The organism is Methanobrevibacter millerae, from assembly GCF_900103415.1.
Taxonomy (GTDB): domain Archaea; phylum Methanobacteriota; class Methanobacteria; order Methanobacteriales; family Methanobacteriaceae; genus Methanocatella; species Methanocatella millerae.
In genome coordinates this window covers 137,567-163,155 of the sequence record NZ_FMXB01000002.1, presented here as the reverse complement: position 1 = coordinate 163,155, position 25,589 = coordinate 137,567, and the positions used below count along the sequence as shown (strand labels likewise).

General features: G+C 37.1%; 28 protein-coding genes and 2 pseudogenes. 18 read left to right on the top strand and 12 right to left on the bottom strand.

The window, feature by feature from the left end; all coding sequences use genetic code 11:
• The first annotated feature begins 30 nt into the window (after positions 1-30).
• The 7 genes and pseudogenes from rnp3 (at position 31) to rrp42 (ending at position 5,472) form a co-directional block, all read left to right on the top strand.
• On the top strand, positions 31-729 hold the full coding sequence (gene rnp3, locus F3G70_RS02005) for a ribonuclease P protein component 3 (protein WP_149731041.1): 699 nt from the start codon (positions 31-33) through the stop codon (positions 727-729).
• Positions 730-1,086 carry an Rpp14/Pop5 family protein gene (locus F3G70_RS02000; RefSeq protein WP_149731040.1) on the top strand — a complete coding sequence of 119 codons (357 nt, stop codon included), beginning with the start codon at positions 730-732 and terminating at the stop codon, positions 1,084-1,086.
• A gap of 215 nt (positions 1,087-1,301) precedes the next feature.
• Entirely contained in the window at positions 1,302-2,087 is a 786-nt protein-coding gene (gene psmA / locus F3G70_RS01995) for an archaeal proteasome endopeptidase complex subunit alpha (RefSeq protein ID WP_149731039.1), read from the top strand.
• Between the two features lie 38 nt (positions 2,088-2,125).
• The gene (locus tag F3G70_RS01990; protein ID WP_149731038.1) at positions 2,126-2,827 is read left to right on the top strand and encodes a ribosome assembly factor SBDS; all 702 of its coding nucleotides are present in this window, start codon (positions 2,126-2,128) and stop codon (positions 2,825-2,827) included.
• 30 nt (positions 2,828-2,857) lie between these two features.
• A pseudogene (gene rrp4 / locus F3G70_RS01985) lies at positions 2,858-3,685 on the top strand (exosome complex RNA-binding protein Rrp4); the annotation flags it as partial.
• Positions 3,686-3,984: 299 nt separating this feature from the next.
• Positions 3,985-4,677 carry an exosome complex exonuclease Rrp41 gene (gene rrp41, locus F3G70_RS01980; protein ID WP_149731036.1) on the top strand — a complete coding sequence of 231 codons (693 nt, stop codon included), beginning with the start codon at positions 3,985-3,987 and terminating at the stop codon, positions 4,675-4,677.
• A gap of 9 nt (positions 4,678-4,686) precedes the next feature.
• Positions 4,687-5,472 carry an exosome complex protein Rrp42 gene (gene rrp42, locus F3G70_RS01975; RefSeq protein ID WP_149731035.1) on the top strand — a complete coding sequence of 262 codons (786 nt, stop codon included), beginning with the start codon at positions 4,687-4,689 and terminating at the stop codon, positions 5,470-5,472.
• Here the strand turns inward: rrp42 and F3G70_RS01970 are convergent.
• The 6 genes from F3G70_RS01970 to F3G70_RS01945 are packed head-to-tail and all read right to left on the bottom strand — an operon-like array spanning position 5,467 to position 9,482.
• The gene (locus F3G70_RS01970; RefSeq protein ID WP_149731034.1) at positions 5,467-6,066 is read right to left on the bottom strand and encodes a molybdenum cofactor guanylyltransferase; all 600 of its coding nucleotides are present in this window, start codon (positions 6,064-6,066) and stop codon (positions 5,467-5,469) included. The genes rrp42 and F3G70_RS01970 overlap by 6 nt on opposite strands.
• 5 nt (positions 6,067-6,071) lie before the next feature.
• A complete protein-coding gene (locus tag F3G70_RS01965) occupies positions 6,072-6,833 on the bottom strand; it encodes a hypothetical protein (protein WP_149731033.1) in 762 nt (253 codons plus the stop codon).
• A 17-nt stretch (positions 6,834-6,850) separates the two neighbouring features.
• On the bottom strand, positions 6,851-7,414 hold the full coding sequence (cbiT, locus tag F3G70_RS01960; protein ID WP_149731032.1) for a precorrin-6Y C5,15-methyltransferase (decarboxylating) subunit CbiT: 564 nt from the start codon (positions 7,412-7,414) through the stop codon (positions 6,851-6,853).
• The gene (locus F3G70_RS01955; protein WP_149731031.1) at positions 7,415-7,963 is read right to left on the bottom strand and encodes a UbiX family flavin prenyltransferase; all 549 of its coding nucleotides are present in this window, start codon (positions 7,961-7,963) and stop codon (positions 7,415-7,417) included. It abuts the gene before it with no gap.
• Positions 7,964-7,972: 9 nt separating this feature from the next.
• Positions 7,973-9,199, bottom strand: coding sequence for an HD domain-containing protein (locus tag F3G70_RS01950; RefSeq protein WP_149731030.1), 1,227 nt, complete (start codon positions 9,197-9,199; stop codon positions 7,973-7,975).
• Positions 9,200-9,203: 4 nt separating this feature from the next.
• Positions 9,204-9,482: a hypothetical protein gene (locus F3G70_RS01945; protein ID WP_149731029.1), complete on the bottom strand. Its 279-nt coding sequence runs from the start codon at positions 9,480-9,482 to the stop codon at positions 9,204-9,206.
• Positions 9,483-9,689: 207 nt separating this feature from the next.
• Here F3G70_RS01945 and F3G70_RS01940 point away from each other — a divergent pair, with 207 nt between their 5' ends.
• The 5 genes and pseudogenes from F3G70_RS01940 (at position 9,690) to F3G70_RS12220 (ending at position 14,394) form a co-directional block, all read left to right on the top strand.
• The gene (locus tag F3G70_RS01940) at positions 9,690-10,907 is read left to right on the top strand and encodes an ammonium transporter (RefSeq protein ID WP_149731073.1); all 1,218 of its coding nucleotides are present in this window, start codon (positions 9,690-9,692) and stop codon (positions 10,905-10,907) included.
• A gap of 10 nt (positions 10,908-10,917) precedes the next feature.
• Complete coding sequence (locus tag F3G70_RS01935) at positions 10,918-11,256, top strand: P-II family nitrogen regulator (RefSeq protein WP_149731028.1); 339 nt, start codon at positions 10,918-10,920, stop codon at positions 11,254-11,256.
• Positions 11,257-11,715: 459 nt separating this feature from the next.
• Positions 11,716-12,606, top strand: a complete 891-nt coding sequence (locus F3G70_RS01930) for a hypothetical protein (RefSeq protein ID WP_149731027.1) — start codon at positions 11,716-11,718, stop codon at positions 12,604-12,606.
• A 189-nt stretch (positions 12,607-12,795) separates the two neighbouring features.
• The gene (locus tag F3G70_RS01925) at positions 12,796-13,923 is read left to right on the top strand and encodes an ImmA/IrrE family metallo-endopeptidase (protein ID WP_149731026.1); all 1,128 of its coding nucleotides are present in this window, start codon (positions 12,796-12,798) and stop codon (positions 13,921-13,923) included.
• Positions 13,924-13,926: 3 nt separating this feature from the next.
• Positions 13,927-14,394 (top strand): annotated as a pseudogene (locus tag F3G70_RS12220) (DUF4411 family protein).
• Between the two features lie 27 nt (positions 14,395-14,421).
• Here F3G70_RS12220 and F3G70_RS01910 read toward each other — a convergent pair.
• Together F3G70_RS01910 and aroD are read right to left on the bottom strand one after the other, a co-directional pair.
• Positions 14,422-15,036 (bottom strand): S24/S26 family peptidase, encoded by a 615-nt coding sequence (locus F3G70_RS01910; protein WP_149731023.1) that lies wholly within the window; start codon positions 15,034-15,036, stop codon positions 14,422-14,424.
• Positions 15,037-15,045: 9 nt separating this feature from the next.
• The gene (aroD, locus tag F3G70_RS01905) at positions 15,046-15,720 is read right to left on the bottom strand and encodes a type I 3-dehydroquinate dehydratase (protein ID WP_149731022.1); all 675 of its coding nucleotides are present in this window, start codon (positions 15,718-15,720) and stop codon (positions 15,046-15,048) included.
• A 154-nt stretch (positions 15,721-15,874) separates the two neighbouring features.
• Here aroD and F3G70_RS01900 point away from each other — a divergent pair, with 154 nt between their 5' ends.
• Genes F3G70_RS01900 through F3G70_RS01885 form a run of 4 tightly spaced genes read left to right on the top strand, consistent with a single transcriptional unit; the run spans position 15,875 to position 18,888 of the window.
• A complete protein-coding gene (locus tag F3G70_RS01900) occupies positions 15,875-16,600 on the top strand; it encodes a hypothetical protein (protein ID WP_149731021.1) in 726 nt (241 codons plus the stop codon).
• A gap of 15 nt (positions 16,601-16,615) precedes the next feature.
• The gene (gene sucD, locus F3G70_RS01895) at positions 16,616-17,476 is read left to right on the top strand and encodes a succinate--CoA ligase subunit alpha (protein ID WP_149731020.1); all 861 of its coding nucleotides are present in this window, start codon (positions 16,616-16,618) and stop codon (positions 17,474-17,476) included.
• Between the two features lies 1 nt (position 17,477).
• Positions 17,478-18,680: a hydroxymethylglutaryl-CoA reductase (NADPH) gene (hmgA, locus tag F3G70_RS01890; protein WP_149731019.1), complete on the top strand. Its 1,203-nt coding sequence runs from the start codon at positions 17,478-17,480 to the stop codon at positions 18,678-18,680.
• A gap of 4 nt (positions 18,681-18,684) precedes the next feature.
• The gene (locus F3G70_RS01885) at positions 18,685-18,888 is read left to right on the top strand and encodes a hypothetical protein (protein WP_149731018.1); all 204 of its coding nucleotides are present in this window, start codon (positions 18,685-18,687) and stop codon (positions 18,886-18,888) included.
• Here the strand turns inward: F3G70_RS01885 and F3G70_RS01880 are convergent.
• Genes F3G70_RS01880 through F3G70_RS01870 form a run of 4 tightly spaced genes read right to left on the bottom strand, consistent with a single transcriptional unit; the run spans position 18,885 to position 21,248 of the window.
• A complete protein-coding gene (locus F3G70_RS01880) occupies positions 18,885-19,529 on the bottom strand; it encodes a DUF116 domain-containing protein (RefSeq protein ID WP_149731017.1) in 645 nt (214 codons plus the stop codon). The two genes, F3G70_RS01885 and F3G70_RS01880, sit on opposite strands and share 4 nt — an antisense overlap.
• Positions 19,530-19,531: 2 nt before the next feature.
• Positions 19,532-19,984: a hypothetical protein gene (locus F3G70_RS01875; RefSeq protein ID WP_149731016.1), complete on the bottom strand. Its 453-nt coding sequence runs from the start codon at positions 19,982-19,984 to the stop codon at positions 19,532-19,534.
• A gap of 40 nt (positions 19,985-20,024) precedes the next feature.
• Positions 20,025-20,180 (bottom strand): hypothetical protein, encoded by a 156-nt coding sequence (locus F3G70_RS11960; protein ID WP_188118025.1) that lies wholly within the window; start codon positions 20,178-20,180, stop codon positions 20,025-20,027.
• Positions 20,181-20,219: 39 nt separating this feature from the next.
• Positions 20,220-21,248 carry a hypothetical protein gene (locus tag F3G70_RS01870; RefSeq protein WP_149731015.1) on the bottom strand — a complete coding sequence of 343 codons (1,029 nt, stop codon included), beginning with the start codon at positions 21,246-21,248 and terminating at the stop codon, positions 20,220-20,222.
• Between the two features lie 119 nt (positions 21,249-21,367).
• On the opposite strand from F3G70_RS01870, the gene F3G70_RS01865 reads away from it, so the two are divergent.
• The gene (locus tag F3G70_RS01865) at positions 21,368-23,569 is read left to right on the top strand and encodes an Ig-like domain repeat protein (RefSeq protein ID WP_149731014.1); all 2,202 of its coding nucleotides are present in this window, start codon (positions 21,368-21,370) and stop codon (positions 23,567-23,569) included.
• A gap of 146 nt (positions 23,570-23,715) precedes the next feature.
• Entirely contained in the window at positions 23,716-25,365 is a 1,650-nt protein-coding gene (gene thsA / locus F3G70_RS01860; protein WP_149731013.1) for a thermosome subunit alpha, read from the top strand.
• Positions 25,366-25,589: the final 224 nt, after the last annotated feature.

The following is a 25,589-nucleotide window of genomic DNA, read 5'->3' as shown; positions in this document are numbered from 1 at the left end:
TAATAATATATGAAATATTAAAAGGTTAGTATGTTTGATTTAAATATTAGGGGAAAGAGCTACGGTGAAAATATAGAGTTGGCTATGGAAGCTTCCAAATATGGCTGGAAGCATGTCAGCTTTTCATACGATCAAAATGATTATGAAGATGCTCTATCATTTAAAGACGATTTAAAAGATGATTTAAAGGATTTCATTGACGTTGACTATACCTTATACATTAAATCAAATAACCCTTCAGAAATCAGAAAGATTGCCAGAAAATATCGCAGCAAATCTTCCTGCATTTCAGTTCTTGGAGGCAACCTGAAGGTAAACAGGGCAGTTCTTGAAAACGTTCAGATTGACGTGCTGTCAAGGCCATACTTCAAGCGCTATGACGCAGGCATTAACCATATCCTGGCCCGTGAAGCTAAAGAAAACAATGTGGCTTTGGAAATCGTATTTTCGGATATCCTGAATTCATACCTATCCCACAGGTCAAAGGTTCTGGCAAATTTCAGGGACATTTACAGATTGCACAGAAAATATAAGTTTCCGTTAATATTGTCGTCCGGAGCAGAGTCCGTCTATGACATAAGGACCGTCCACGACTTCATGGCGGTATTTGCCCAAACAGGTTTAAATGATTTTGAAGTTGAAAAGGCATTTGAAACCGCCGAAGGGATTTTGAATTTCAACAGCAACCGCAAAAACCTGATTTTAACAGGCGTAAGGGTGGTGGAATAGATGAAACTTAAAGTCCTTCCCAAATCACAGAGAAAGCACAATCATTATCTTGTTTTAGACGTCAAATCCGAAACGGAGATTGCAAAAAACGATTTCACTTCCATAGTTTGGGACGCATGCGTCCGTTTCCAGGGCGAAAACAACACCTCCAATTTTAATTTATGGACAATAGAGCTGATTGAATCTGAAAATGATTCTCTATTCAATGAGTATAAGGCAATACTTCGCTGCCAGAGGGATTTTGAAGATGAAGTCCGCTCCAGTCTGGCATTGGTCCATAATAGTGACAGAAAACGAATTTCCATCACATGCATCGGCATTTCAGGAACCATAAAGGGATGTTCGAAATACATTTAATTACTTTTTGTTATTTTAAAATAGAAAACTTTATTAATGTATTAAATATATAAATATCAATTGGATTTATGGAAAAAAGAAAAAAATATTTTAATTATATTTCATGATTAAAATTAAAAGTACCTTTTCATGGAGATTTGGTTTTAATTTTGTATTTTTTGTAGTTGAAAAGAAATTATATTTATAAAATATTTTTAAATATGTGAGGTAATATTATGCAACCTTTACAAAACGCTGGATATGATAGGGCAATTACTGTATTTAGCCCAGATGGAAGACTTTTCCAAGTTGAATATGCAAGAGAAGCTGTTAAAAGAGGAACCACATCAATTGGTGTAAAATGCCCTGATGGTATTGTTTTAGCAGTAGATAAAAGAACTACTTCTACCTTAGTGGAATCAACATCTATCGAAAAACTCTTTAAAATAGATGAACATATCGGCGCTGCCACTTCAGGCCTTGTTGCTGATGCAAGAGCTTTGGTCGAAAGGGCAAGAGTGGAAGCTCAAATCAATAAGATAACCTATTCCGAGCCTATTAGGGTAGACAGCTTAGCTAAGAAATTATGTGACATGCTGCAATTGTACACCCAGAACGGTGGAGTAAGGCCATTCGGTTCCGCATTAATTATCGGCGGAGTCTATAACGGCGTATGCAAACTCTTCGAAACCGATCCTAGCGGAGCTTTAATTGAATACAAGGCAACCGCTATCGGTTCAGGAAGGTCTGCAGCAATGGATATTTTTGAAGAACAATACAAAGAAGACTTATCAATTGATGACGCAATCGCTTTAGCTTTAACTGCAATCAATGAAGCTACAGAACATGAAAACACTTCCGACAATCTTGAAATTGCTATCATTAATAAGGAAGACGGCGAATACAACAAACTCTCAAAAGAGGAAGTAACCGCCTACATTGAAAAAGTTTTAGTTGAAGATGAAGCTGAAGATGAAGAAGAAGAGGAAGTTGACGATTCCGACGATATCGACGACGAATAAATATTTTCTTATATTTTCAGTAGTTAGGAGATGTTTCAATGGTAAATGTTGATGAGGCAATAATAGCTAAATACGATTATAGTGGTGAACATTTCGAGATATTGGTTGACCCTGATTTGGCAGCCGAATACAGAAATCCTGATGGAGAGGATGTTGCCATTGAAGATCTTTTAGCTGTTGAAGAAATTTTCAAAGACTCCAAAAAGGGAGACAAGGCTTCCGATGAAGCCATGAATAAGATATTTGAAACTACAGATCCTATTGAAGTTTCCAAAATCATCCTCGAAAAGGGGACCGTCCAATTGACTGCAGACCAGAAGAGAAAGATGCAGGACGATAAAAGGAAACTTGTAATCAATAAGATAGCTAAAGAGGCTATCAATCCTCAAAACGGATTACCTCATCCTGTACAGAGAATAGAAAATGCATGTGATGAGGCAAAAGTGAAATTCGATCCGTTCATTTCCGTAGACCAGCAGGTTCAGACTGCCCTTAAAGCCATCAAGCCGCTAATTCCAATCAAATTCGAGAAAGTTAAAGTGGCTGTTCGTTTACCGGGTTCCGCTGCAGGCGGTGCCTATTCCGTTATCAACGGTTTCGGTACAATAATTAATGAAGAATGGCAGCAGGACGGCTCATGGATTGGAATAATCGAAATGCCTGGCGGTCTTCAGAATAACTTCGCTGCCAAAATGGCTGAAATCTCAGGCGGTGAAGCGGAGACAAGAACTATCAAATAACGTTTATAATATTCATAGAGTGGGATATTTATGATATATGTGGAAAATAAAGACTTAGTTATTCCTGGTCAAATATTGGCAGATGACGAATATTATCCAGGAAGAGGAACTTTCAAAGAAGACGGCAAAGTATGCTCTTCTTTAATCGGTTTAGTTTCTCTAAGAAATAAGAAAATAAGAGTAACTCCCCTCAAAAGCAAATATGTTCCTAAAAAAGGAGACGTTGTAATCGGTAAGATTAAAGATGTCAAATTCTCAATGTGGGACGTTGACATTAACTCTCCATATTCAGGAATCTTGCCTGCTTTTGAAGTATTCGGTAGGGAGAAAAAAGAACTTAATAAAGTATATGACGTAGGTGATGTACTTTTCTTAAGAGTAATTGATGTAGACGAAGTTAAAAAAGCCAAATTAGGCTTAAAAGGACGTGGATTAGGTAAATTCAAAGGCGGAATTATTGTAGACATTTCCCCGACCAAAGTTCCTAGATTAATCGGTAAGAAAGGATCCATGATCAACATGATTAAGGACAAAACCAAATGTAAAATCGTCGTTGGTCAAAACGGTCTTGTCTGGGTTAAAGGAAACGAAGATATGGAACAGCTTACCCGCAGAATTATCCATCTGATTGAAGACGAAGCTCACACTTCCGGCCTAACCAACAAAATTAAAAACAAATTGTGTTTAGCCATTGACGGCGAATTGCCTCCTGAAGAAACAGAAGAGGAATTCGTATTGGAAAAACCTAAACTCCAAAACTTTAAGGAAGAGTTAGAGCAAGAGGAAAGAGAACTTGCAGAAGCCCAAAAGGAAGCTGAAGCTGGCGAAGAGACTGAAGAAGCTGAAGTTGTAGAAGAAACCGAAGCTTCAGAAGTTGAAGAAGTGGCTGAAGAAGCTGAAAGTGAAGAGGCTGAAGCTGCAGATGAAGAAGCAGAAGAAGCTGAAGAGACCGAAGCTGCAGTAGAAGAAGCAGAAGAGGCTGAAGAGGCTGAAGCTGAAAAAGAAGATGCTGAGGATAAACCTAGTTTTTATGCAGTTATTGAAGAACTCAAAAAGAAAAACCAGAATAAAGATAAGAACTTATCCCTTAGCGATAACTCAAATAATAATTCATTTATATTAAATAATCGATAATTCTAGTGATGAGGTTGATTAAGATGTCTGAGATGATTAGAGAAGATGGTAGGAAGTACAATGAATTACGTCCTATAAAAATTGAAGCAGGCGTTCTTGAACGTGCTGACGGTTCTGCTTACCTTGAAGTAGGTGGAAATAAAATTTTAGTCGCTGTTTATGGGCCTAGAGAATCATATATTAGAAGATTGCTTGAACCGAATACCGGTGTAATTAGATGCAGATACAATATGGCACCGTTTTCAGTGGATGACAGAAAAAGGCCTGGTCCTGACAGAAGGTCTTCTGAAATTTCAAAAATCACCGCTGATGCGTTAAGGCCAGCATTAATGTTGGAAAATTACCCACGTTCAATGGTTGACGTTTATATTGAAGTAATCGAAGCAGAAGGTGGAACCCGTTGTGCAGGAATCACTGCAGCTTCCGTTGCACTTGTTGACGCAGGAGTTCCTATGAAGGACATTGTTGTGGGATGTGCAGCAGGTAAAGTTAACGATGAAGTTGTTCTGGATTTATCCGAAGTTGAAGATAAGGAAGGTCAAGCAGATGTTCCTATCGCAATGATGCCAAGAACCGGTGAAATTACCTTGCTTCAAAGTGATGGGGATTTATCCGAAGAAGAATTCCAAAAAGCTATTGATTTGGCTATGGAAGGATGTAAGAAAGTTAGTGAGCTTCAAAAAGAAGCATTAATGAAAAGATACTCTACAGAATAGGTGTTTAAAATGGATATAGTACCGGAAATTACAAGAGAAAGTATTACAAGCCTTATCGTTAACGACAAAAGGGAAGACGGCAGGGCACTTGACGAATATAGGGATATTTCTATTGAAACTGATGTTATTTCTAAAGCTGAAGGTTCTGCAAGAGTAAAATTGGGCGGAACTCAAGTTATTGTTGGTATTAAACCACAACTCGGAAGTCCATTCCCTGACACTCCTGATCTTGGAGTATTAATGACCAATTGTGAAATGTTGCCAATGGCTGATCCGACCTTTGAGCCTGGACCACCTAGTGAAGATTCAATCGAACTTGCACGTGTCGTTGACAGGGGAATCCGTGAAAGCGAACTGGTCGAACTGGACAAGCTCTGTGTAGAGGAAGGCAAACATGTATGGATGTTATTCATAGACTTGCACATTATCGACAACTGCGGAAATCTCTTTGATGCCGCTGAACTTGCAGTAATGGCTGCTCTTAAAAGCACTAAATTGCCTACCGCAAGCATTGTCGACGATGAGGTTGTCATTGATGAGGAAAATACCTTTGAATTACCAATCAATAATGAAGTTGCAATGTGCACTTTCGTTAAAATTGGTGACAAAATGGTTTTAGACCCATCATTATCCGAAGAACGTGTTGCAAGCGCCCGTTTGAATGTCGGCGTTACCCGCGAAGGCAGAATCTGTGCCATGCAGAAAGGCGGAGCACACCCATTAACCAAAGACGACATTTTTGCAGCTGTAAATACTGCAATTTCAAAAACTAAAGAATTAATTGAATATCTATAAGTCCTCTGGACGATTTAGATTTCTAAATTCTTTTTTTAATATTTTTTTATCATCTATCAAAACAAATTTCGTATCTATTTTTTCTATCAGTCCCTTTATGTGCAGGGAATCTTTTAAAATCAGTTCATTAATTAATGGAGCAACGTTTCTTGCGTAAATTGAATGGAGAGGTTCTGAAGTTTTTAATTTGTTTTCCTCGTCGTGGTATGGAACGATTGCCTGTTTGTTTTCTTCAATTTCACTAAAAAGAGTTCGAACAGTATTTTCACTAACGTAGGGGCTGTCACATGGAAATACTATTGCATATTCGCTTCTGATGTTTTCAAGACCCGTCAGGATACCTGAAATCGGGCCTTTATTTTTGATTTTATCCTCAATGAATCTTATTTCATATGAATAGTCATCGGGATTGATAAATTCGCCGTATTTTTCAATCCGATTACTATCATTTAAAACAATTAGGGCTTCATCTATTTCATTATTTAATGTGGAAAGTATGTATTTAATCATGGGTTGGCCTTGAATAATCATAGATCCCTTATCCTGACCCATTCTTCTGCTCTGCCCTCCACATAAAATAATGCCTGATTTCATGTTTCTTATTCCTTTACGTATACTTCTGCCGTTTCATCGAAAGGATTGGTACGTATGATTAATGCAATCATGTAAGGATAATGTTTGTTTAGGTATTTGAGGTAGTAAATCCATTCGTGAACTAATTTGTTGTAAATCCTTTGCATGTCTCCGTTTAAATGATTGAAGTCAACGTCGCTGATGTTGCTTAAGTCAGGTCTGTGTTCAAGCTCTTCATCCAGGTGAAGGATTGAATTCAATAGCTGTGAAAACTCTTCCTTTTCAAGGAGGTTGGTATTGTTGAGAAGACCAACGATAAACTCTCTTTTGCTTATGAGCAAATCTCTCATGTTGGTTAAATATTCTTCTCTGTCTTCAGGGGCTACATCTGCCTTGAATGGTATGTTGATGTTTTTGATTTCTTCCAGCTTGTTTTCGTAGTCTTTGTCGGTCCAGTTCTTGATGCTTTCAAGATAGCTGGTATCCGCCTTGTGCTGATTGACGGAGTTCAGCTGTTTAATCAAATCGTTTCCAAGTTCTGAAAAGAATGTGGACATGATCATATCCAGTTTTTCCATCATCGCTTCCTTTTCCTTTTTGCTTATGATTTCATCAAGCAAAAATGCTACAACAAGTATATCTACAGGAATAAAACCCAAATGTGTCCATATATATGAAATGACATGTTCTGGGTCTTTCAAAATGAGTATATTTGACCCGTAGATAACAATTATTGCTATTACCATTATTATCGAAAACTTGATTTTCCATTTGCTATGGTCATTCATTTTATAATCTCCAAATTTTATCTTTTTTTAGCTGTTATTATCGCTATCGGATTTTCGCTCATCATCATAATTCCACGATCAAGAACCCTTCCCTTTGAGATGTTGACTTCCATAATCTGAGGATTATAATTAAGCTCCTTAAGCTTGTTTACCGCTTCTACTTTGGTGTCAACCAGTATTGCGGTAATTATGATTCTTCCTTTGGAATTCAATCTGGAGTCGACCAAATCAAGAATATCCTCTAATTTCTTGCCGCTGCCGCCGACAATGGCAATATCCATATTGTCGATATCCTTTAAGGCTTCGGCTCCATCGTTGCATATCAGTGTAACGTTGTCCCCAAGTCCGAATTTCTTAAGGTTCTTTTGAGTCATTTCAATAGCTTCAGGATTTATATCAATTGATGTAACGCTTTCGGCCCTTTGGGCAAACTCGCAGGTAATGCCTCCGGTTCCGCAGCCCACGTCAACTACCTTATCGCCGGCCTTCACATCTGATTTGTAAAGTATTATGGCTCTAATGGCTTCCTTTGTAGGTCCGGGTACATCGCATGATTTTATGAAATCCTTGTCTTCTAACATTCATTCCCACCTTTTAAATAAGTTATTTTCAATGTTTAAGGAGTCCAATATCTTGCCGACAATGAAATTTATCTGGTCGTCGACGCTGTCATGCTCGGAATAGAATCCCGGCATTGCAGGCAATATTATCGCTCCTTCTTGTGATAAGGTAAGCATATTTCTTATATGGGCTGTCCTGAGGGGAGTTTCCCTTGGAACAATCACGGTCGGTCTCCTTTGCTTCAGGCTTACGTCCGCAACCCTTGTAATCGTATTGTCTCCATATCCGTTTGCTATTGAGGATAATGTCTTCATGGAGCATGGCACAATGACCAGGCTGTCAAATTTAAATGAACCGCTGTTGATGGAAGCCGTCAGGTCATCGAATTCGTAATAGCTGTCGGCCAGTTTAATTATATCTTCTATCTCCCAGTCGGTTTCGGATTTGATTACTGTTTTAGCGGCATCACTTATTACAAGGCTGTTTTTTATTTTAAGCTCTTTTAATACTTCAAGCAGTCTGATTCCATATATTACTCCGCTTGCTCCGGTTATTGCAACAACTATCATCTTATTCTCCTAAAACAGTTTCATCTGATCGTAATGTATTCCGTGGAACTTTTCCCTGTCCACTTCAGGTAGGTCCAGGTAGTGGTTCAATTTCAGTTTGTCAAACCTTTCCTTTTCTTCAATCGGAACGTAAACGCTGATGTCAGGTATGTTGAATCTTGCCTTGCTCAGCGCTCCTATAATGTTTGAGATTTCAGTCAAAGGATAAAGTCTTTCATCTACGTTTACCTGGGTTTTCATCTCATCGAAGCGAGGATATTCGGCAATGTTGATGAAGACGTAGTTCTTGTCCATATCGAAGTCTTCAGCTATTTCCTCTTCAGCTTTTCTTAAGGTTTCCTGTTTTATCTTGTATATCTTTTCGGGAGTCTTGAAGTTATTCAGCCTTATGGTTTTCACTCTTTTCGGTATTATCCTGTTGTCAAGCCTGTTTATGAAGTCTCTTACGATTTCATCATCGCTTTGCCTGAAAAGGGAGATAATGTCTGAATCATCGTATTTGTACATGTCCTTTTCGTTGATTTTTCCGGAATCGATTTCTCTTTTAAGTGCTCTTCTAAACATTGAGTTGACGATTCTGGTCGTATGATGCTGATAGACGCTCGGATACATGAAATATCTTGACACTAAAGCTCCTTCTGCGGCCTGAACTCCTTTGATGTCCAGAACCAGTCCGTCATTTAACTGCAGGTTGGATATTATCCTTTCGTAGTCTATAACTCCGTATGCAACGCCGGTATTGTGTGAATCCCTAAGCAGATAATCCATCCGGTCAACGTCCAGTTCCCCGGAGATTATCGGCCCGAGGTGTCCTTCACCGTGAATGATTTCAATGATGTCTTTGGTGTTGAACCTTTCATCCAGTAGATCATGCATTGACGTCTTTTCTATTACGTATTCCGTAAGCTTTTCATGAGGAAAGGACAATACTCCTTCTGATACGTGTGAAAACGGACCATGTCCAATGTCGTGAAGAAGGCCGGAAATTCTCACCAGATCCACTTCGTCTTCGCTAAGATCCAATTCGTTTCCAAGCTTTGATGCCAGATTCATTGTTCCGATGCAGTGTTCGAATCTGGTATGGTTTGCGCCGGGATAGATTAAACTGATTAATCCTAACTGTTTTATTCTTCTTATTCTTTGAAATTGGGGCATGTCCATTACTTGTGTTTCGAATTTAGATAAGCTGATATCTCCATAAACGCTATCTCTTATGAATTTTCTTTTTTCAGTCATTCAATCACCCTAATAATCCGTTCAAGGTATCGTTTGCCACTTCTTTTATCTCATTTGTTATGTTTGAAATTATCGTAGTATTCGTTTTGTTTTCGACTTTTGGAATTATCACCTGCACATCATTTATCTGATGGGGTTCAAATGAGTCATTTTCAATTGCAGCTAATTTTTTGGCATTTGAATTGTCTATAACTGCCACGCTAGCAAAGGCACTACTTAAAACAAATGCAATCACTGCAATTATTAGAAACACTATTAAATAGACTTTTATTGATTGTTTCATAATACCACGATTTTTTATTTAAATTTTAGATAATCTATGAATGATACTAATTATATTTAATATATTATTTATTTTTTTCAATTTTTTTAGCTTACCAAAATCTTTATATACTATACTGACAAAATATTATATGTCGGAAGACGGAAGCCGTATTCCGATGGTTTTTATGTAAAGTTTAAATTTAATAATTTATTGAGAAAAGATAATATGGATGTTTTAAGTACTGGTGATACAGCATGGATTTTAATTTCAACATTATTAGTTTTATTAATGTCAATTCCTGCTGTAGCATTTTTTTATGGAGGATTAAGTAAAAAGAAGAACGTATTAAATACAATGTTTTTAACTTTTATAGCATTTTCAATCGTAAGCATAATCTGGGTAATCTTCGGTTACTCATCAGCATTCAGTGAAAACTCATTCAATGGACTGATAGGTATTCCAACCCAGTTTTTCCTGCAGGGAATTGCATTGGATGATCTTACGGGAACAATACCAACATTAGTATTTGTAATGTTTCAGGGAGCATTCGCCGGTTTAACCGCAGCATTGATATCAGGTGCTCTCGTTGGAAGGATGAAAACCAAAGCCTGGGTAATATTCATACCAATCTGGGCTATTTTAGTATATCTGCCAATCGCCCACTGGGTATGGGGCGGAGGATGGCTGATGCAAATGAACGCTCTGGATTTCGCAGGAGGAACCGTTGTCCACATTAATTCAGGTGTTTCAGCTCTTGCAGTTGCATTGGTTTTAGGAAAAAGGAAAGACACCTCATTAATTCCGCACAACCTCGGTTATGCAGTGCTCGGTGCAGCATTACTCTGGTTCGGATGGATGGGATTCAACGGAGGATCTGGTCTTGCAGCAGACGGCCTTGCAGCAAACGCAATCATAGTATCCAACGTCTCTGCAGCTACCGCATTAATCGTGTGGACAATTCTGGATACCTATATCGTCGGAAAACCAACTGTCTTAGGTGCAATATCCGGTGCAGTTGCAGGACTTGTTGCAATCACGCCGGCAGCAGGATTCGTTGACGTATTCGGTGCATTAATAATAGGCGCTATAGCTCCTTTAGTTTCATACTTCGCAATCTATACCCTTAAAGCAAAAATGGGATATGACGATGCTTTGGATGTATGGGGTATTCACGGTATGTCAGGTATATGGGGAGCAATCGCTACAGGCATATTTGCAGTGCCTGCAATCGGAGGAACTGCAGGACTGTTATACGGCAATCCGGAACAGGTTGTAATACAGATTATCAGCGTAGTAGCTACAATGGTATATGCATTTGTAATAAGCTTTGTTCTTGCTAAGATACTTGATAAAGCAATGGGTGGAATTAGAGTTGAAGGATCAGAGGAAATCGGAGGTCTTGATAAAAATCTCCACGAAGAATCCGCATATAATTTAAGCTAGATGTGATATAATGAAAAGTGTTGTTGCGATAATAAGACAAGAAAAGATTCAGGATGTTAAAAACGCCCTTTTGGCAGTTGGCTGTGAAGGTATGAACATCACTGAAGTAAAAGGAAGAGGAAGTCAAAGAGGAATAAAAGAATCATATCGCGGATCCAGCTATTGCATTGATTTGATTCCAAAAACCCGTATTGAAATCGTAGTGAAAGAGGAAGGCGTTGATTTGATAGTTGACGCAATCAAAAAATCAGCCCATACCGGAAATATCGGTGACGGAAAAATATTCATCTATCCTATGGATAACGTAATCAGAATAAGAACCGGTGAAGAAGGTGATAGTGCAATTTAAGGCTCAATATCTTTTAATTGACTCAGATTTCGTTTGTAGTGCAGTTTTGATGCTGCACTACAACATGAAAATACTTGATTTTTTTTACTTGATTTTAACAATTTGATAAACACCACAAAATAATTTCTTCACTCGGTTAATATTTCATAAGTGAGTAAAATTGTCCCGATTCATAACAAAATTTGAATCAATCGGTCATGAAATGCTCATTTCATTGAAAATTAATTAAAGAAACTCAACACCATAATCATGTTTAAACTAGCAATTAACTTTTATTTTAAATAAATAACCTGTTATTATTTGAATTAATTTAATTTAAAGAAATCATATCAATTAAATAAGTAAATTTTTTAATTTGAATATACCTCTTTCATTTTTTCATCAAGTCGCACTTCCACAATTTATTTTAATAGTGTTTTGAAAAATCACTACTGAAAAAAAATAGGATATGTGAAAAGAATGTCTCATCAAAATATTGATAACTTTTTCAAACTTGCTGCAATTCTATTTGGACAGTTATTTGTCGATGCCTTTGGCTTAGATTACCATATTATTCGTCTATATCGCAATGAACTGAATTCTTTTAATAGTAATAGTCTTTTTGCTGATATAGTCTTTGAAACCCGTGAAGGAGTGCTGCTGAATTTCGAATTTCAAGATGTGAAACTTACAACTAAACATCTGAAAAGATACATGGATTATAAAGTGCGATTACAGTGTAAGTCTGGTAAACCTGTTGTTACAATTATTATTTGTATTTACCATGTCAAATCTGAAGTTTTCATATATAATGAAACTGAAACTTCAATTTTGAAGCCAATTATACATTATCTGATTGATTATAATGATCAAGTAAAATATTTAAGTGTTAAAAATAAAGTTATAACTAACTTAAAACTGCCATACACCGATGTTCGATTTTTAGTTTTTTCACCATTCATGGTCAAAAGTGAATTTAGATTAGCCAGAGTAAGGGAAGTTTGTAGTTTGATTGAAAAAATTAAGAAAAATGATTTATTCGATGATGAAAATTTGTTTATGCCATTAATTTTGGCAATTGAACAGTATGTTTCCGATGAAGGAGAAAAAAGAAGATTAATGGATGTGATTACAATGGATGTTCCAGTTGATGCAGTCTATGAGAAAGTTATGAACAGCGGTGTCTTTGAAAAAGGCATTGAAATAGGAAGAAAAGCAGGAAAAGAAGAAGGTATGGAAATAGGAAGAGAAACAGGTATAGAAATAGGAAGAAAAGCCGGAAAAGAAGAAGGCATGTTTGATTTTGCTATCAAATACAAACATGAACATGGTATTGATGAAGCTTTTCGTTTTCACTGGATTTTTACGTGAAGAACTTGAAAACGAAGAATTAACTAGAAAAGATGAGGATTAATTACTTAATTCTCATTATTACTCGTAAAGAATATTTTCATTAAAAAAATATTAAATACTAAACAATCAAAAATTAATATGAATTGAATAATATTTTTTAATGAATTGTCCGAAATCTAATAAAAGATTAATAAAAGGAGAAAAAATATGGCAATAGCAAAAATTAATAAAGATATGATGTTTTGGGCAAGAAATTACGCTGGCTATGTAAATGGATATGAGAAGGAATTGCCAGAAGATATTAGGAATAAATACGAATCCTGGGAGTCAGGTGATAAATTTCCTACATGGATTCAATTAAGAAATGTCAGCAAAAGGTACAAAGTTCCTACAGCATTTTTCTTCATGAAAAATCCTCCGGAATATGGTAAAATTCCTAATTTTGTTAATTACAGAAAATTAGATGGAGGAAGTATTTATAAAAATATTTCACCATTTTTAATTGATAATATTCACACTTCAGAAAACCGAAGAAGGATATTCATGGAATTATCTGATGAGATGAATGAAAATGTCGAATCTTTTGAAGTATTTGAAGGTGAAATAAATAAATATGGCTTCTCTTCATTTATTCGTGAAAAATTAGATATTTCCATTGATGTTCAAAAAACTTGGTTAAAAAAGGATAATCGTAAAGATATAAATCATTATAACTTTTTAAATAATTGGAAAGATGTATTAACTGAAAAAATGGGTGTTTTAGTATTTGAAACTTTTGATGTGGATATTAAAGAAATGAGGGGATTATGCATTTATCATCGTGATGTTCCAATAATTTTGTTAAACGGAAAAGATAGTGTAAATGGAAGAATCTTTTCTTTATTCCATGAATTAACTCATTTATTATTGGGTGAAAGTGCAATATGTGGGGAAGATTTTGACAGGGACATTGAAATATTTTGCAATGCAGTTTCTGGAGAATTTTTAGTCCCTAGTGAAGATTTAAATAAAAATTCACATGATTCATTAAATGATTTAGCTAATATGTATGGAGTCAGTAATCATGTTATCTTAAGAAGATTATTGGATTTGAAGATAATTTCTAAAAAGGAATATGATTTAAAAACAAATTATGGCAAGTTTGTCCCAAAGAAATCCAAAGGAAAGGGTGGAAATTATTATCGTAATATGATTAAATATAATGGAAAGCCTTTCTATTCTATTGTACTCGAAGCATATGAAACAGGACTTATTAATGGTTCTGATTTATCAAATTACACAGGTTTAAAAATAAATCAAGTTCCAATAATTGAGGAAATGTTATATGGGGGTTAAAAAATGAAAAAATATGTCATTGACACATCCTCATTAATTGATTTAGAAAAATATTATCCTTATAGTGTTTTTCCTTCACTTTGGAATTTTATTTTTGAAAAGTTTGATGAAGGAAAACTGTTTTCAGTTAACTAAGCTTATGATGAACTACAAGATTCTCAAGAAGTATGGAAAAATTATAAAAATTGTTTTAGGGACTTAACTGATGAGGAAAATCTATATTTATCTGAAATCATGTCTTTGGATAAATTTGAATCATTTATAAGGAGAGGTTTTGATAAAACTAATGGTGGATCCTGGGCCGATCCTTATTTAGTAGCTTGTGGTATTGTAGATGATAATGTCACTGTTGTTTCTCAGGAAAGTTCTAGAAAACACCCTCATTCTGTTATTCCATATGTATGCGGGGAGTACAATGTTTCTTGCATCAAATTCTTGGACTTCTTAAGAGAAAATAACTTTAAAGCTTAAAAAGGATAAAAATATGATAGTGCAGTCTTAATACTGCACTACAACGCCGTAAATATCGTTAATACCAACCCATGTTGTTATTCCTTTTGTCTCGTAACGTGTGCCGTTTATGTATTCGTAGTCCACATTGGTGTTGTCGCTTGTTAAATAGACTTGATCTCCTTTAATTTGAGAAACCCTTTTAATGATGTTGCCGTATTCGTCGGAGTCGGCCACAACAATATTTCCGACCTTTATGTCTTTGGTCTTTTCAACTAAAACGGTCTGCCCATCGTTTAATGTAGGATACATTGATGTTCCTTCCACATGGAATAAAATCGGAATTTCGTCTTCACCCAATGGTGAATTCAAATGAACTTTAACGTTATCAAGACCGTGGGCAAGACAGATTCTGAGAATGCCCTGTTTCAAGCTTTTCGCATCACCGGTGGTATTGTTCATATTTTGGAATGTTAATTCACAAATTTCATCGTTTAATTTGCCTGTATCAACGCCTGAAAAAGGGGAAATCGTTGTTTGGGCGGTAATGTTTTCACCATCCATGTAAACATTAACGGATTCTCCTATAAACAGGAAATATCCTCCAACAAGAAGCAGAATAATTACTACAGCACCTATTGCTAAAACGCCTTTGTTAGCCATATTATCACCTTAATCCATGATATTCAGATTCATATTAAGTAAAGCTTTCATCGTTTCAATATCGATTTGGCCCGGAGCGGTAACATCTCTGCCTGCAGCAAAAGTGATTGGTGAATTGAATTTGGAAGCCATAACTCTTGTATAACTGCCCAAATCGCTCATGGAAATAGCTATTGTCTTTTCGCAGTGTGAAAGTATGGCCAGTACCTTTAGGGTATCCTCTAAATCGTTAGGCATGAATGCAACTTTGGCGATATCTCCAAGCTCCAGTTCCTTTTTAACAATATACGTGATTTCATCAATTTCGGGAGTCTTTTCGAAATCATGGTAGGATACGATTGTCTTGACTCCTGTGTCATGAATCATATCTATATATTCATCATTGCTTTGAAGTTCAATATCCACATATTCAACCAGATCGCAGCATTTGTATAAAATATCAATTCTTTCTTCTTCAGATCCCTTAAATGAACCTCCTTCAGTCGAGATTCTATTGGTTGCAATCATAGGGAAATTAATTTCCTCAATTGCTTGTTTAATTTCTTTAAAATCAGGATTTTTAAGGGCGTCAATTCTGAATTCCAAAATATCCGCACCCTTGTCAATACAGTCGTTTGCAACTTCTATCACTTCATCGATTTTGGACTGAAAAATTGGAATAGCTATTTTAGTTTGTGAATACATTATAATTATTTTTGATTATTGTTATTAATTAATTTTTTCAAATGAATCCTGATTTTCTGACTAAAATTTTATATAAATTAAGTAACATAATATATTACAGATAAAATTTAATATTTTATTATATTTATATTAATCAAATTTTAAAGGTGTTATTTTGAAAATTACAGCTATAGGAGCCGACATTTCTAAAAATGATGTGTCCTGTAGTACTACATTGGTAGAAAATATTGAAAATAATCTTTATAGGCTTAAAGAACTTGGAGCTAGTGAAGCTGCTTTGACAAATGTCACTGGAGACGATGTTGTCATAAGTGCTTTTGTCGAGGATGACCTGCTTGAAAGCGTCAATGAAGGCATAGTAAATATTTTAAAGGACTGCGCTGAAAACCTCGGAGACCTTTCCGGAATATCAGATGACGAATCTGGGGCAGGCGAAGGAATTTCATATGCTGAAGCCAATTTCCGTCCTGGATTTTATCCCGATGCCATTATTCTGGGCTTTGATACCTATGGCGGCGAACCATTTGTTGCAAATGTTGCAAACTCTGCAATCAAGGCGGCTCAAGGAATGGATGATTTGACGGATGTGTCAGATTTGATTGAAGCTAAAAGCAAAAAGATTCCCGGCGTCGGATACGTTTCTTCTGAAACCGACGATCCGGTTGTAGTGGCCACGGTTCAGAATATCGAGTCTATTGGAGTGATAGCAAGTGCAATGATTGGGGCTGCACTTGGAAATAAGAATACTTATCTTGTCGAAAGGGGAACAACGTGTAACGTATTGCCTGGAAGCGTAATATTTTCCGCTACAGCATTCATGAACGGCAACGTTATCGATTTGGCGATTCCTTTTCAAAATAAAACTAGAATTTTACGTTAATTAGGAGATTTTAATATGATTTTATTGGATAAAAATACAAAAGCTTTGGTTCAAGGAATAACCGGTAAGCAAGGTTCATTCCACACTGAACAGATGTTAAAGTATAATACATGTATAGAAGCAGGCGTAACTCCGGGCAAAGGAGGTCAGGACTTTTTGGGCGTTCCTATTTTCAATTCCATTGAAGAGGCAGCAAGCGAAACTGACGTTAACGCTTCAATCATTTTCGTTCCTGCAAAATTTGCAAAGGACGCAGCTTTCGAATCAATCAGACATCTGGATTTGGTCATCATTATTTCCGAACACATTCCTGTCCACGATTCACTGGACATAATGGCATATGCCGATCAGATGGGAACTACCGTCATCGGCCCGAACACTCCTGGAGTAATCTCACCTGGTGTCGGAAAGCTTGGTATCATGCCGACACACATCTTTGCTGAAGGAAATGTGGGCGTAATTTCAAGAAGCGGTACGTTAACCTACGAAATAGCCAGCGAACTTACCCGTGCGGGAATCGGCCAGAGTACCTGTGTCGGAATCGGAGGAGACCCTGTTATCGGTACAAACTACATAGGCATTCTTGAAAGGTTTGAAAACGACCCTGACACTGAAGCAGTTGTATTAATAGGTGAAATCGGAGGAAACGCAGAGGAAAACGCAGCGGAATACATTAAAAATGAAATGACCAAGCCTGTCGTTTCATACATCGCAGGAAGAACTGCACCTCCTGGAAAAAGAATGGGTCACGCAGGAGCTATCATTCAGGGTAATACCGGTACCGTAGCAAGCAAGACCGAAGCATTGAATGACGCCGGCGTTGAAGTTGCAAAAATGCCGTCAGAAATCGTTGAATTAATTAAAAGGGAAATTTAAGATGAATCACTCAGAAATTATTGATAAACTTTTGAACGGTGAAATGAAACTTTACCAGGTCGACAGGGAAGTTTCAGCCAGTGAAGCCACAGACATCAGAAGGGAATTCCTTGAAAGGAAATATTCAATTAAACTGGACAATATAGCCAATTATTCTCTGGATATGGAAAGGGCTTCCGCCAGAAACATTGAAAATTCAATCGGAGTTCTGCAATTGCCTATGGGTATTGCAGGTCCTTTAAAAATCAATGGGGATAAATGCAAAAGGGAAGTTTTCGTTCCTCTTGCAACCTCTGAAGGAGCGCTTGTCGCATCAATAAACAGGGGAGCTTCCACCATTACTGCATCAGGCGGAGTCAATGCACACGTCATATCAGACATCATGACCAGAGCTCCGGTAATCAAAACCGAAAACGCATCAGAGTCCATAAGGATTAAGGAATGGTTTATTGATAATTTCGCTGAACTTAAAGAAATTGCCGAATCCACAACATCACACGGAAAACTCCTTAAAATCGATCCGATATTAATTGCGGGCGTTTATGTTTATCCTCGCTTCGTATATTCCACAGGAGACAGTATGGGCATGAACATGGTCACGATAGCCACCGAAAAGATTCTCGACAAGATGGCCAGCGAAACGACTGCCAGACACATTGCCTTAAGCGGAAATGCCTGCGTCGATAAGAAGCCTGCGGCAATCAATATCATTGAAGGAAGGGGAAAAAGCGTTGTTGCAGACATCCTGATTCCTAAGGATATCGTTAATCAGAAACTTAAAACCACGGCGGAAGCCATGGAAGAGGTTAATATAGCCAAAAACCTTATAGGCTCAGCTGTCAGTGCTTCTCACGCATACAATGCGCATTATGCAAACATGGTTGCAGCAATCTTTTTGGCTACGGGCCAGGATGCGGCTCATGTCGTTGAAGGTTCTCTGGGCATTACGACTGCCGAAGCTCGTGACGGAGATTTATACTTCTCAGTTAACTTGCCTGACTTGCCTATTGCCACTGTAGGCGGAGGAACAAGTCTTGAAGCTGCAAATGAAGGATTGAATATTTTAGGTGTTGCCGGTTCAGGCAAAGCCCATGAATTTGCCGAAATCGTTGCAAGTACGGTTCTTGCAGGGGAATTGTCCCTTATCGGTGCATTGGCTGCCGGACACTTGGCAAGAGCTCATAAGGAACTTGGAAGGGGTTGAAATAATGGATGAAATTGACACTTTGCTTTTGCCTGAAATTAACTTGGAAACTGATGATATCATAATGAATATCGCAATAAAAAAGGATTATTCCCAAATTGAAGATTTACAGGAAAGAAAAGAAGAATTCATTAATGATTTGAAAGCTTTCATAGAGGAATTCAGCCAAACGCCTGAATCTCTGGATTTCATGAAGTATTTTGATTAGTCTTTGGAATTGATTATTTTCAATACTTCACCGACATCCACCCTTGTTTCAAAGCATCCTGTTTTTTTAAGCAATACGCCCTGCGGGCAAAAATCCGAAAGAAGCATCATCATCTGATTCAAATCCTCATGGCATGCAACGCCTATGACTGCCTTGAACTTGTTTTCCATTACTATTTTTTTAACAAAGCTTGATCCAGGCACAATATATGTCTTATAGCCCATAGGTTCGGCCTTTTTCTTGATGACACCAATTGAGCATAATCCACAGCATGTACATTTCACGCCTTCCTTTTGAAGCGTGGCGGGACAGTCCTTGTGCCTTAAACAATGAGGCAGGAAAATAAGCGTCTTATCCGCAGGTATTTTCTTGAACTTCTTTTTATTGATGTCATTTCTTGTCTGAATGCTGATTGAGTCTATCAGGTTATCATCGAGCTTTAACAGTTTAGCTATTGATTTGAACGGTGAATAAAGTAAGTCTGTAATGAATAAAATGAATTTTGGAAAGATGACAATTTCCTTTTTAATCAGGAGCTTTCCGATGGTCAGATATATTATAAACAGTATTATAATCAGAACTGCAATTATAATTACCAGCTGTCCCAGCAAGGTATACAGGAAATTAAAATCAAAATTCATGCTTAAAACTCTTCGATAGTGTAATTTTCATGAACCCGGTTTAATCTGACGCCGCTTTTCGTTTTAGTGATGGATATTCCGGATAATGAGTCGCATGAGCATAAGACGTCCTGTTCCGGGTGTGTTCCCCTAACGATATTGCAGTTCAGGTTCACCCTTTCGCCTACGGACAATACCTGTGACAGCCTCTTGACGGACGGATGATCCTTATTTAAGATAACTATAGGTGAGTCTTCCTCTCTGGTCAGGTATGCCTGTGACCTTATCGCTCTTTTGTCCTTTTTGAAGTTGGATACCGCTATAATGTCATCCTTTTCAAGGAACTGAACTATCTCTTCATTGTCCTGTGTGGCTATAAAGAGCATCTTGTTGTCTTTAGCGACCTTAATTATTCCAACAAGACCGCTTTCACCTTCCAAAAAAAGAATCTCATCATAACTGAAGTCAATATCCATATTAACCACTAAAAAATAAAAAAAGAAGAATAATTAGGAATTATTCTTTGCATTCAACGTTGTCGCTTTGGCAAGAAGGACAAACGACTTTTTTACCAAGCCCTTTAAATTCATTTCCACAGTCTAAACATCTGTATCTTTTTGTCTTTAATTTTCCTAAGTCAATATCGGCCATTGGGCCACCAGCAGAACACATATTAAATCACCTAAAAATATTTATATATTTTATATATAATTAAATTTTTCTTTTTTGACGTCTTGTTTTGAAATCCAATTCTTTTATTTTGTTGAATGTCTGTTCATTCTTGTTGACGCTGTAGAGCCTCCTGTAGAAAAAGAGTGACTGGTTCAGCATATTGTCCTTTTCATAGTCCCTAGCCAGCCTTTCCAGATTTTCAAGAACGAACGGATTAACGCCAACCCGGATGTGTTTGCTTGTCATTAACGCTTCACATTCCCCATCCGTCAACTCTATGCCGTATTTTTTCTCTATTGATTTGATTTTGTCTTCAGTAAACGGATCATTTTCATACTTCAGGCTGTATCTGTAACATGCTATTGACAGTTCAGGGTTGTTTTCCTCATAATAGTAAAATCCGAAGTTATTGTAAATTCTGGCCAAATCAGAACCGGTATATGCGTATTTTAAGGCATCCATATTATGGAAGTAGAATCTGTTGAATGTAGGTGCACGCATTTTGTAGATGTCACACAGCTCCAGAATCACTCTCGTTGAAACGGGATTGATCCTTAATGATTCCTTAAGTGCGGATTCGGCTTCATCAAGCCTTGAAGCGTCCCTCAGGAGAAATCCGTAACCGTAATACAGGTCTTCCAGAGGCTGATTGTCCGGAATGTATTGAAGTTCCTTTTCACAGCCGATGAATTCATGAAATATCAGCTCTTCTAAAGGGTCTGAAAAGCTGTGGTATTCATTGACCTCATCGTTTTCATACATCCCCGGAAAGGTATTCATGAATTCATCATAGATTTCCAGCGCCTTTTCATAGTCATTGTTCTGTATGTAAAACTCCGCTTCAATTATCAGGTCCTTTATGGGATTTTCTTCGCTGATTATCCTTTCGTACTCTTCCTGCTCTTCAGGACTTAAGCAATCCCAAATCATTTTGGAAATCTCTTTGATTATTTCTGTGGAGTATTCATGAGTCTTGTAGATTTCAATTTGTGATATAAGGTATTTGCGATTCAAATCCTTGTTTTCTCCAAGATTTTTTTTAATGTCCTCAATGACTTTCTGATACATATAATAATATTATAAATATTTTGTTTAATAAAAGTAACCGAATTCACATTTTTAATAAAAATTCTTAAATATTATTAAAAATAAAAATTTTTATACTATTGAAAGGTTGTGTTAGATTTATGAAAAAACGATTTTTAATTATTTTTTCTTTAATTTTAATCTTATCCATTTCTGGCGCTTGCGCCAGTGATGATTTTAATCAAGAAAACTATAATGGTACCGATACATTATCCATATCCTATTCGGATATTGTTTTATCGGAAAATGTAGGTGGTGATGTTTTATCAGCATCCGAAGAAAGTTCAAACACTTCCGGCGTTGTCATTACAGCGCCAGACGTCGTTAAATATTATGGGGGATCTGAAAGGTTAAGCGTCCTTGTCGAATCCGACGGAAAACCTGTTTCAAATCAAAGCGTAGGAATTACAATAAACGGCGTAACATATAACAGGGTTACTAATGAGAACGGTACTGCCTCTCTGGCATTGAATCTGATTGCAGGGGATTATCCTGTAAAGATATCCTATAATGATAATTATGCTGACTGTAATGTTTCCATTTTAGCTACTCTCAACGGAACTGATATTTCCAAAATGTATAAGAACGGAACTCAGTATTATGCCACATTCCGTGACAGCGAGGGCAAATATCTGGCTTCCGGAAGCAACGTCACCTTTAACATCAACGGCGTTTTCTATACCCGTCAGGTCAGTGGAGATAAGGGTCTTGCCAGGCTTAACATTAATCTGATACCTGGAGAATACGTTCTTACCGCATACAATACCGAAAACGGCGAGAGAACTTCAAATGTAATCACTGTCATTTCAAGAATCGTTGAAAACAGCGATTTGGTCAAGTATTATAAGAACAGTTCCCAGTATGTCGTTAGGGTATTGGGCGATAATGCAAAGCCTGTCGGTGCCGGTGAAACCGTAAAGTTCAACATTAATGGAGTTTACTATGATAGGGTTACAAACTCATCCGGGCATGCTAAAATCAATATCAATCTGGCTCCGGGAGATTACATAATCACTGCCGAGCATAAGGATTCAATTGTCTCCAACAGCATTAAAGTCAATCAGATTTTATTCGCCAATGATTTAAATAAGTTATATAAGACTGCCGATGCGTTCAAGACCACTCTGCTTGACGGTCAGGGAAAGCCATATGCCAATAAAAACGTGACTTTCAATATCAATGGAGTTTATTATGACAGAACAACTGACAGCAATGGTGTTGCAAAGCTTAACATTAATTTACATCCGAATAAATATATCATAACTTCAACTTTCAACGGACTGTCAATATCAAACAATATTGAAGTTATTCCTATTGAAATATCAATCAGCGATATTGCAGACGGTGCATATTACCTTAGATGTTATTATGAGACTCATGGGGTCTTGCCTGCAACGCTTAATGCTCCTGTTCATACATATACCTTGGCTGAATTTTATTATTTAATGAATAAGGCCATTGAACAGCTGGGAAGTTCCAATAGAAATAATGTAGCCATTATCCATGGCGTACAGGGTGTTAATTCACCGGACAATACAATCACATCATGCTTAATTAAAAAAGACGAGTTTGTAAACATTGCAAAAGACATCGCTTCAAAAATTTCCAAAAATAAGCAGGTTCCGGATAGTGTTTCCACAAGTTCCGGCGTAGTCAGCTACAATGACTATGCAATTATCGCTTCAAAAATCATGTCATTCTATCATGATTATAGCTATTCTTTAGCAGACTATGTGACTTTCGTTTCAAATAAGGTTGCATCCAACTTTAATTTTGGTATGAATAGTAATCCATTTGGTTTAACCGGCAAGAATGTCTATATTGATGCTGACGGAGGATCTGATGAGAAGAAATGGGAATTAGCCAGAGCTTTTGCTGCCGCAGGATGGAATGTAAAAGTAGGAAAAACGCACAGCAATGCCCATTATGAAGACTACTTCAATGTTCCAAGCAATTACGTGCTTATAACTGTCTATAACGGTTTCTGTGCCGGAACCATAAGGGAACTGGCTTCAAGCTATATTCAGAATGTATTGAGGTCTAAAAACTGTGTCTGTGTTCCTGTCTGGGACAGTATCGATTGGACAAATCCTAATGGAATGGGACCGTATCGTTACGGTGACTTCAGCGGATATTCCGCAAAAAGGGCATGGGACGATAACTTCAGCATAACTGATCCTTCAATTTCCAATGTTGCCCAGTATCTGGCAGCAAACAACATTAAATATTGTACTTACCCTACAACTGAAGGAATCATGTATCAGTTTGCAAATGGCGGTTTTTCAACTTCCATGATTAGATAATATCATAAAACAAGCCTTTTTAGGCTTTGTTTATTTTTTTTCTTTTTAGGTAATATTTTTATATTATCACAAATCAATATATTTAATGTATAAAAAATTCTAATTTTTATATCGTATTATAAATTAATTTTAAAGGTGAAAATAGTATGGCAAATCAACCAATATTTATTCTTCCTGAAGGGACTGAAAGATATTCTAAAAGAGATGCTTTAAGAATGAATATTACGGCCGCTAAAGTATTGGCAGGCATTGTAAGAACTACTCTTGGTCCTAAAGGAATGGACAAAATGTTAGTTAGTGGTATGGGAGATATTACCGTAACTAATGATGGTGCAACTATAATGAGAGAAATGGATATTGCACAGCCGGCTGCACGTATGCTTGTAGAAACAGCTAAAAAGCAAGAAGAAATTGTCGGAGACGGAACCACTTCTGTCGTTGTTATTGCTGGTGAATTATTAGCTAAAGCTGAAGAATTATTAGAAGATGGAATCGCAACTTCCGTTGTCGTTAAAGGATTTAGAAACGCAACCGCAAAAGCTGTTGAATTATTGAATGAAATTGCAATCGATGCTGACGATAAGGAAACCCTTCAGCATGTTGCAGTCACTGCAATGAGTGGTAAAGGATCAGATTATGCAAAAGAACATCTTGCAAACCTTGTTGTAGAAGCAGCTTTAAGAATCGAAGAGGACGGTGTATCTGAAATCGACAACATCAACATTCAAAGGGTTTCCGGAGATTCCGTGGAAGATTCATTCTTATGTGAAGGCATTGTCATTGACAAGACTCCGGTTTCAAAAAACATGCCTGAAGTCGTTGAAGATGCAAAAATTGCAATCATGAAATATCCTATTGAGTTAAAAGACCTCAATACCGATACTAAAATCGACATTACCTCTCCTGATCAGTTTGCGGCATTTCTGGACAATGAAGAGCAGATGATTAGGGACTTGGTTGACAAAATCGTCGATTCAGGCGCAAACGTATTCTTCTGTCAGAAAGGAATCGATGACCTGGCTGAACATTATCTTAAAAAGGCAGGCATCATGACCTATAAGAGAGTTAAAAAATCTGATATTGAAAGAATCTCAAAAGCAACCGGTGCAAAACTTGTAACAGACATTGAAGACCTGTCCGAAGACAAGTTAGGTCATGCAGGCAAAGTTTACCTTGAAAAGGTCTTCGACCACAAATTGACTTTCATTGAAGAATGTGAAAATCCGAAAGCATCCTCCATTGTACTTAGGGGAAGTACCCGTTACGTAACCGAGCAAATCGCAAGAGCTCTTGACGATGCTTTAGGAGTAGTTGCTGCCACTATCGAAGAAGGAAAAGTCCTCATCGGCGGAGGAGCATGTGAAATCGATTTGGTAAAACAGTTAAGGGATTATGGTGAATCCGTAAGCGGAAGGGAACAGTTAGCTATCTTAAAATACGCTGAAGCTTTGGAAGTCATTCCAAGAACCCTGATTGAAAACGCAGGTTTGGACACCATTAACTTAATTGCTGATTTGAAGGCTGCTCATGAAGACTCCAACGCAATCGGTATCAACGTATTCACAGGTGAAGTCGTCGACATGAAGGATGCCGGAGTAATTGAACCTTTAAGGGTTAAAGTTCAGGCTCTTCAGTCTGCAGGCGAAGCTGCTGAAATGATTTTACGTATCGATGACATGATTGCAGCAAGAAACGCACTCAACTCAACCGGTGCTGACGAGTCAGGAAATGATGACAGCGGTATGCCTCCAATGCCTGGTATGGGCGGAATGGGCGGTATGCCTCCAATGATGTAAACTCAATCTACATCATTTATTTTTTTATTTTTTAAGTTAACGTTATTAATTTTTATCAAATATTCATCTAAAATTTTTATTTTTGATTTTACTTGATGTTTATCCATCAAATCGCATTTAATAGCTATTATACTCATTTTTTAACATTTCATAAAGTGCCTTATCCTTGATTATAAAATCGATTGTTTTTAGCTTTTTAAGTTAATATTAACATATATTTTTGC

Coding starts and splice junctions, on each gene's coding strand:
- rnp3 (WP_149731041.1), top strand. CDS start 31: ATGTTTGATTTAAATATTAGGGGAAAGAGCTACGGTGAAAATATAGAG.
- F3G70_RS02000 (WP_149731040.1), top strand. CDS start 730: ATGAAACTTAAAGTCCTTCCCAAATCACAGAGAAAGCACAATCATTAT.
- psmA (WP_149731039.1), top strand. CDS start 1,302: ATGCAACCTTTACAAAACGCTGGATATGATAGGGCAATTACTGTATTT.
- F3G70_RS01990 (WP_149731038.1), top strand. CDS start 2,126: ATGGTAAATGTTGATGAGGCAATAATAGCTAAATACGATTATAGTGGT.
- rrp41 (WP_149731036.1), top strand. CDS start 3,985: ATGTCTGAGATGATTAGAGAAGATGGTAGGAAGTACAATGAATTACGT.
- rrp42 (WP_149731035.1), top strand. CDS start 4,687: ATGGATATAGTACCGGAAATTACAAGAGAAAGTATTACAAGCCTTATC.
- F3G70_RS01970 (WP_149731034.1), bottom strand. CDS start 6,066: ATGAAATCAGGCATTATTTTATGTGGAGGGCAGAGCAGAAGAATGGGT.
- F3G70_RS01965 (WP_149731033.1), bottom strand. CDS start 6,833: ATGAATGACCATAGCAAATGGAAAATCAAGTTTTCGATAATAATGGTA.
- cbiT (WP_149731032.1), bottom strand. CDS start 7,414: ATGTTAGAAGACAAGGATTTCATAAAATCATGCGATGTACCCGGACCT.
- F3G70_RS01955 (WP_149731031.1), bottom strand. CDS start 7,963: ATGATAGTTGTTGCAATAACCGGAGCAAGCGGAGTAATATATGGAATC.
- F3G70_RS01950 (WP_149731030.1), bottom strand. CDS start 9,199: ATGACTGAAAAAAGAAAATTCATAAGAGATAGCGTTTATGGAGATATC.
- F3G70_RS01945 (WP_149731029.1), bottom strand. CDS start 9,482: ATGAAACAATCAATAAAAGTCTATTTAATAGTGTTTCTAATAATTGCA.
- F3G70_RS01940 (WP_149731073.1), top strand. CDS start 9,690: ATGGATGTTTTAAGTACTGGTGATACAGCATGGATTTTAATTTCAACA.
- F3G70_RS01935 (WP_149731028.1), top strand. CDS start 10,918: ATGAAAAGTGTTGTTGCGATAATAAGACAAGAAAAGATTCAGGATGTT.
- F3G70_RS01930 (WP_149731027.1), top strand. CDS start 11,716: ATGTCTCATCAAAATATTGATAACTTTTTCAAACTTGCTGCAATTCTA.
- F3G70_RS01925 (WP_149731026.1), top strand. CDS start 12,796: ATGGCAATAGCAAAAATTAATAAAGATATGATGTTTTGGGCAAGAAAT.
- F3G70_RS01910 (WP_149731023.1), bottom strand. CDS start 15,036: ATGGCTAACAAAGGCGTTTTAGCAATAGGTGCTGTAGTAATTATTCTG.
- aroD (WP_149731022.1), bottom strand. CDS start 15,720: ATGTATTCACAAACTAAAATAGCTATTCCAATTTTTCAGTCCAAAATC.
- sucD (WP_149731020.1), top strand. CDS start 16,616: ATGATTTTATTGGATAAAAATACAAAAGCTTTGGTTCAAGGAATAACC.
- hmgA (WP_149731019.1), top strand. CDS start 17,478: ATGAATCACTCAGAAATTATTGATAAACTTTTGAACGGTGAAATGAAA.
- F3G70_RS01885 (WP_149731018.1), top strand. CDS start 18,685: ATGGATGAAATTGACACTTTGCTTTTGCCTGAAATTAACTTGGAAACT.
- F3G70_RS01880 (WP_149731017.1), bottom strand. CDS start 19,529: ATGAATTTTGATTTTAATTTCCTGTATACCTTGCTGGGACAGCTGGTA.
- F3G70_RS01875 (WP_149731016.1), bottom strand. CDS start 19,984: ATGGATATTGACTTCAGTTATGATGAGATTCTTTTTTTGGAAGGTGAA.
- F3G70_RS11960 (WP_188118025.1), bottom strand. CDS start 20,180: ATGTGTTCTGCTGGTGGCCCAATGGCCGATATTGACTTAGGAAAATTA.
- F3G70_RS01870 (WP_149731015.1), bottom strand. CDS start 21,248: ATGTATCAGAAAGTCATTGAGGACATTAAAAAAAATCTTGGAGAAAAC.
- F3G70_RS01865 (WP_149731014.1), top strand. CDS start 21,368: ATGAAAAAACGATTTTTAATTATTTTTTCTTTAATTTTAATCTTATCC.
- thsA (WP_149731013.1), top strand. CDS start 23,716: ATGGCAAATCAACCAATATTTATTCTTCCTGAAGGGACTGAAAGATAT.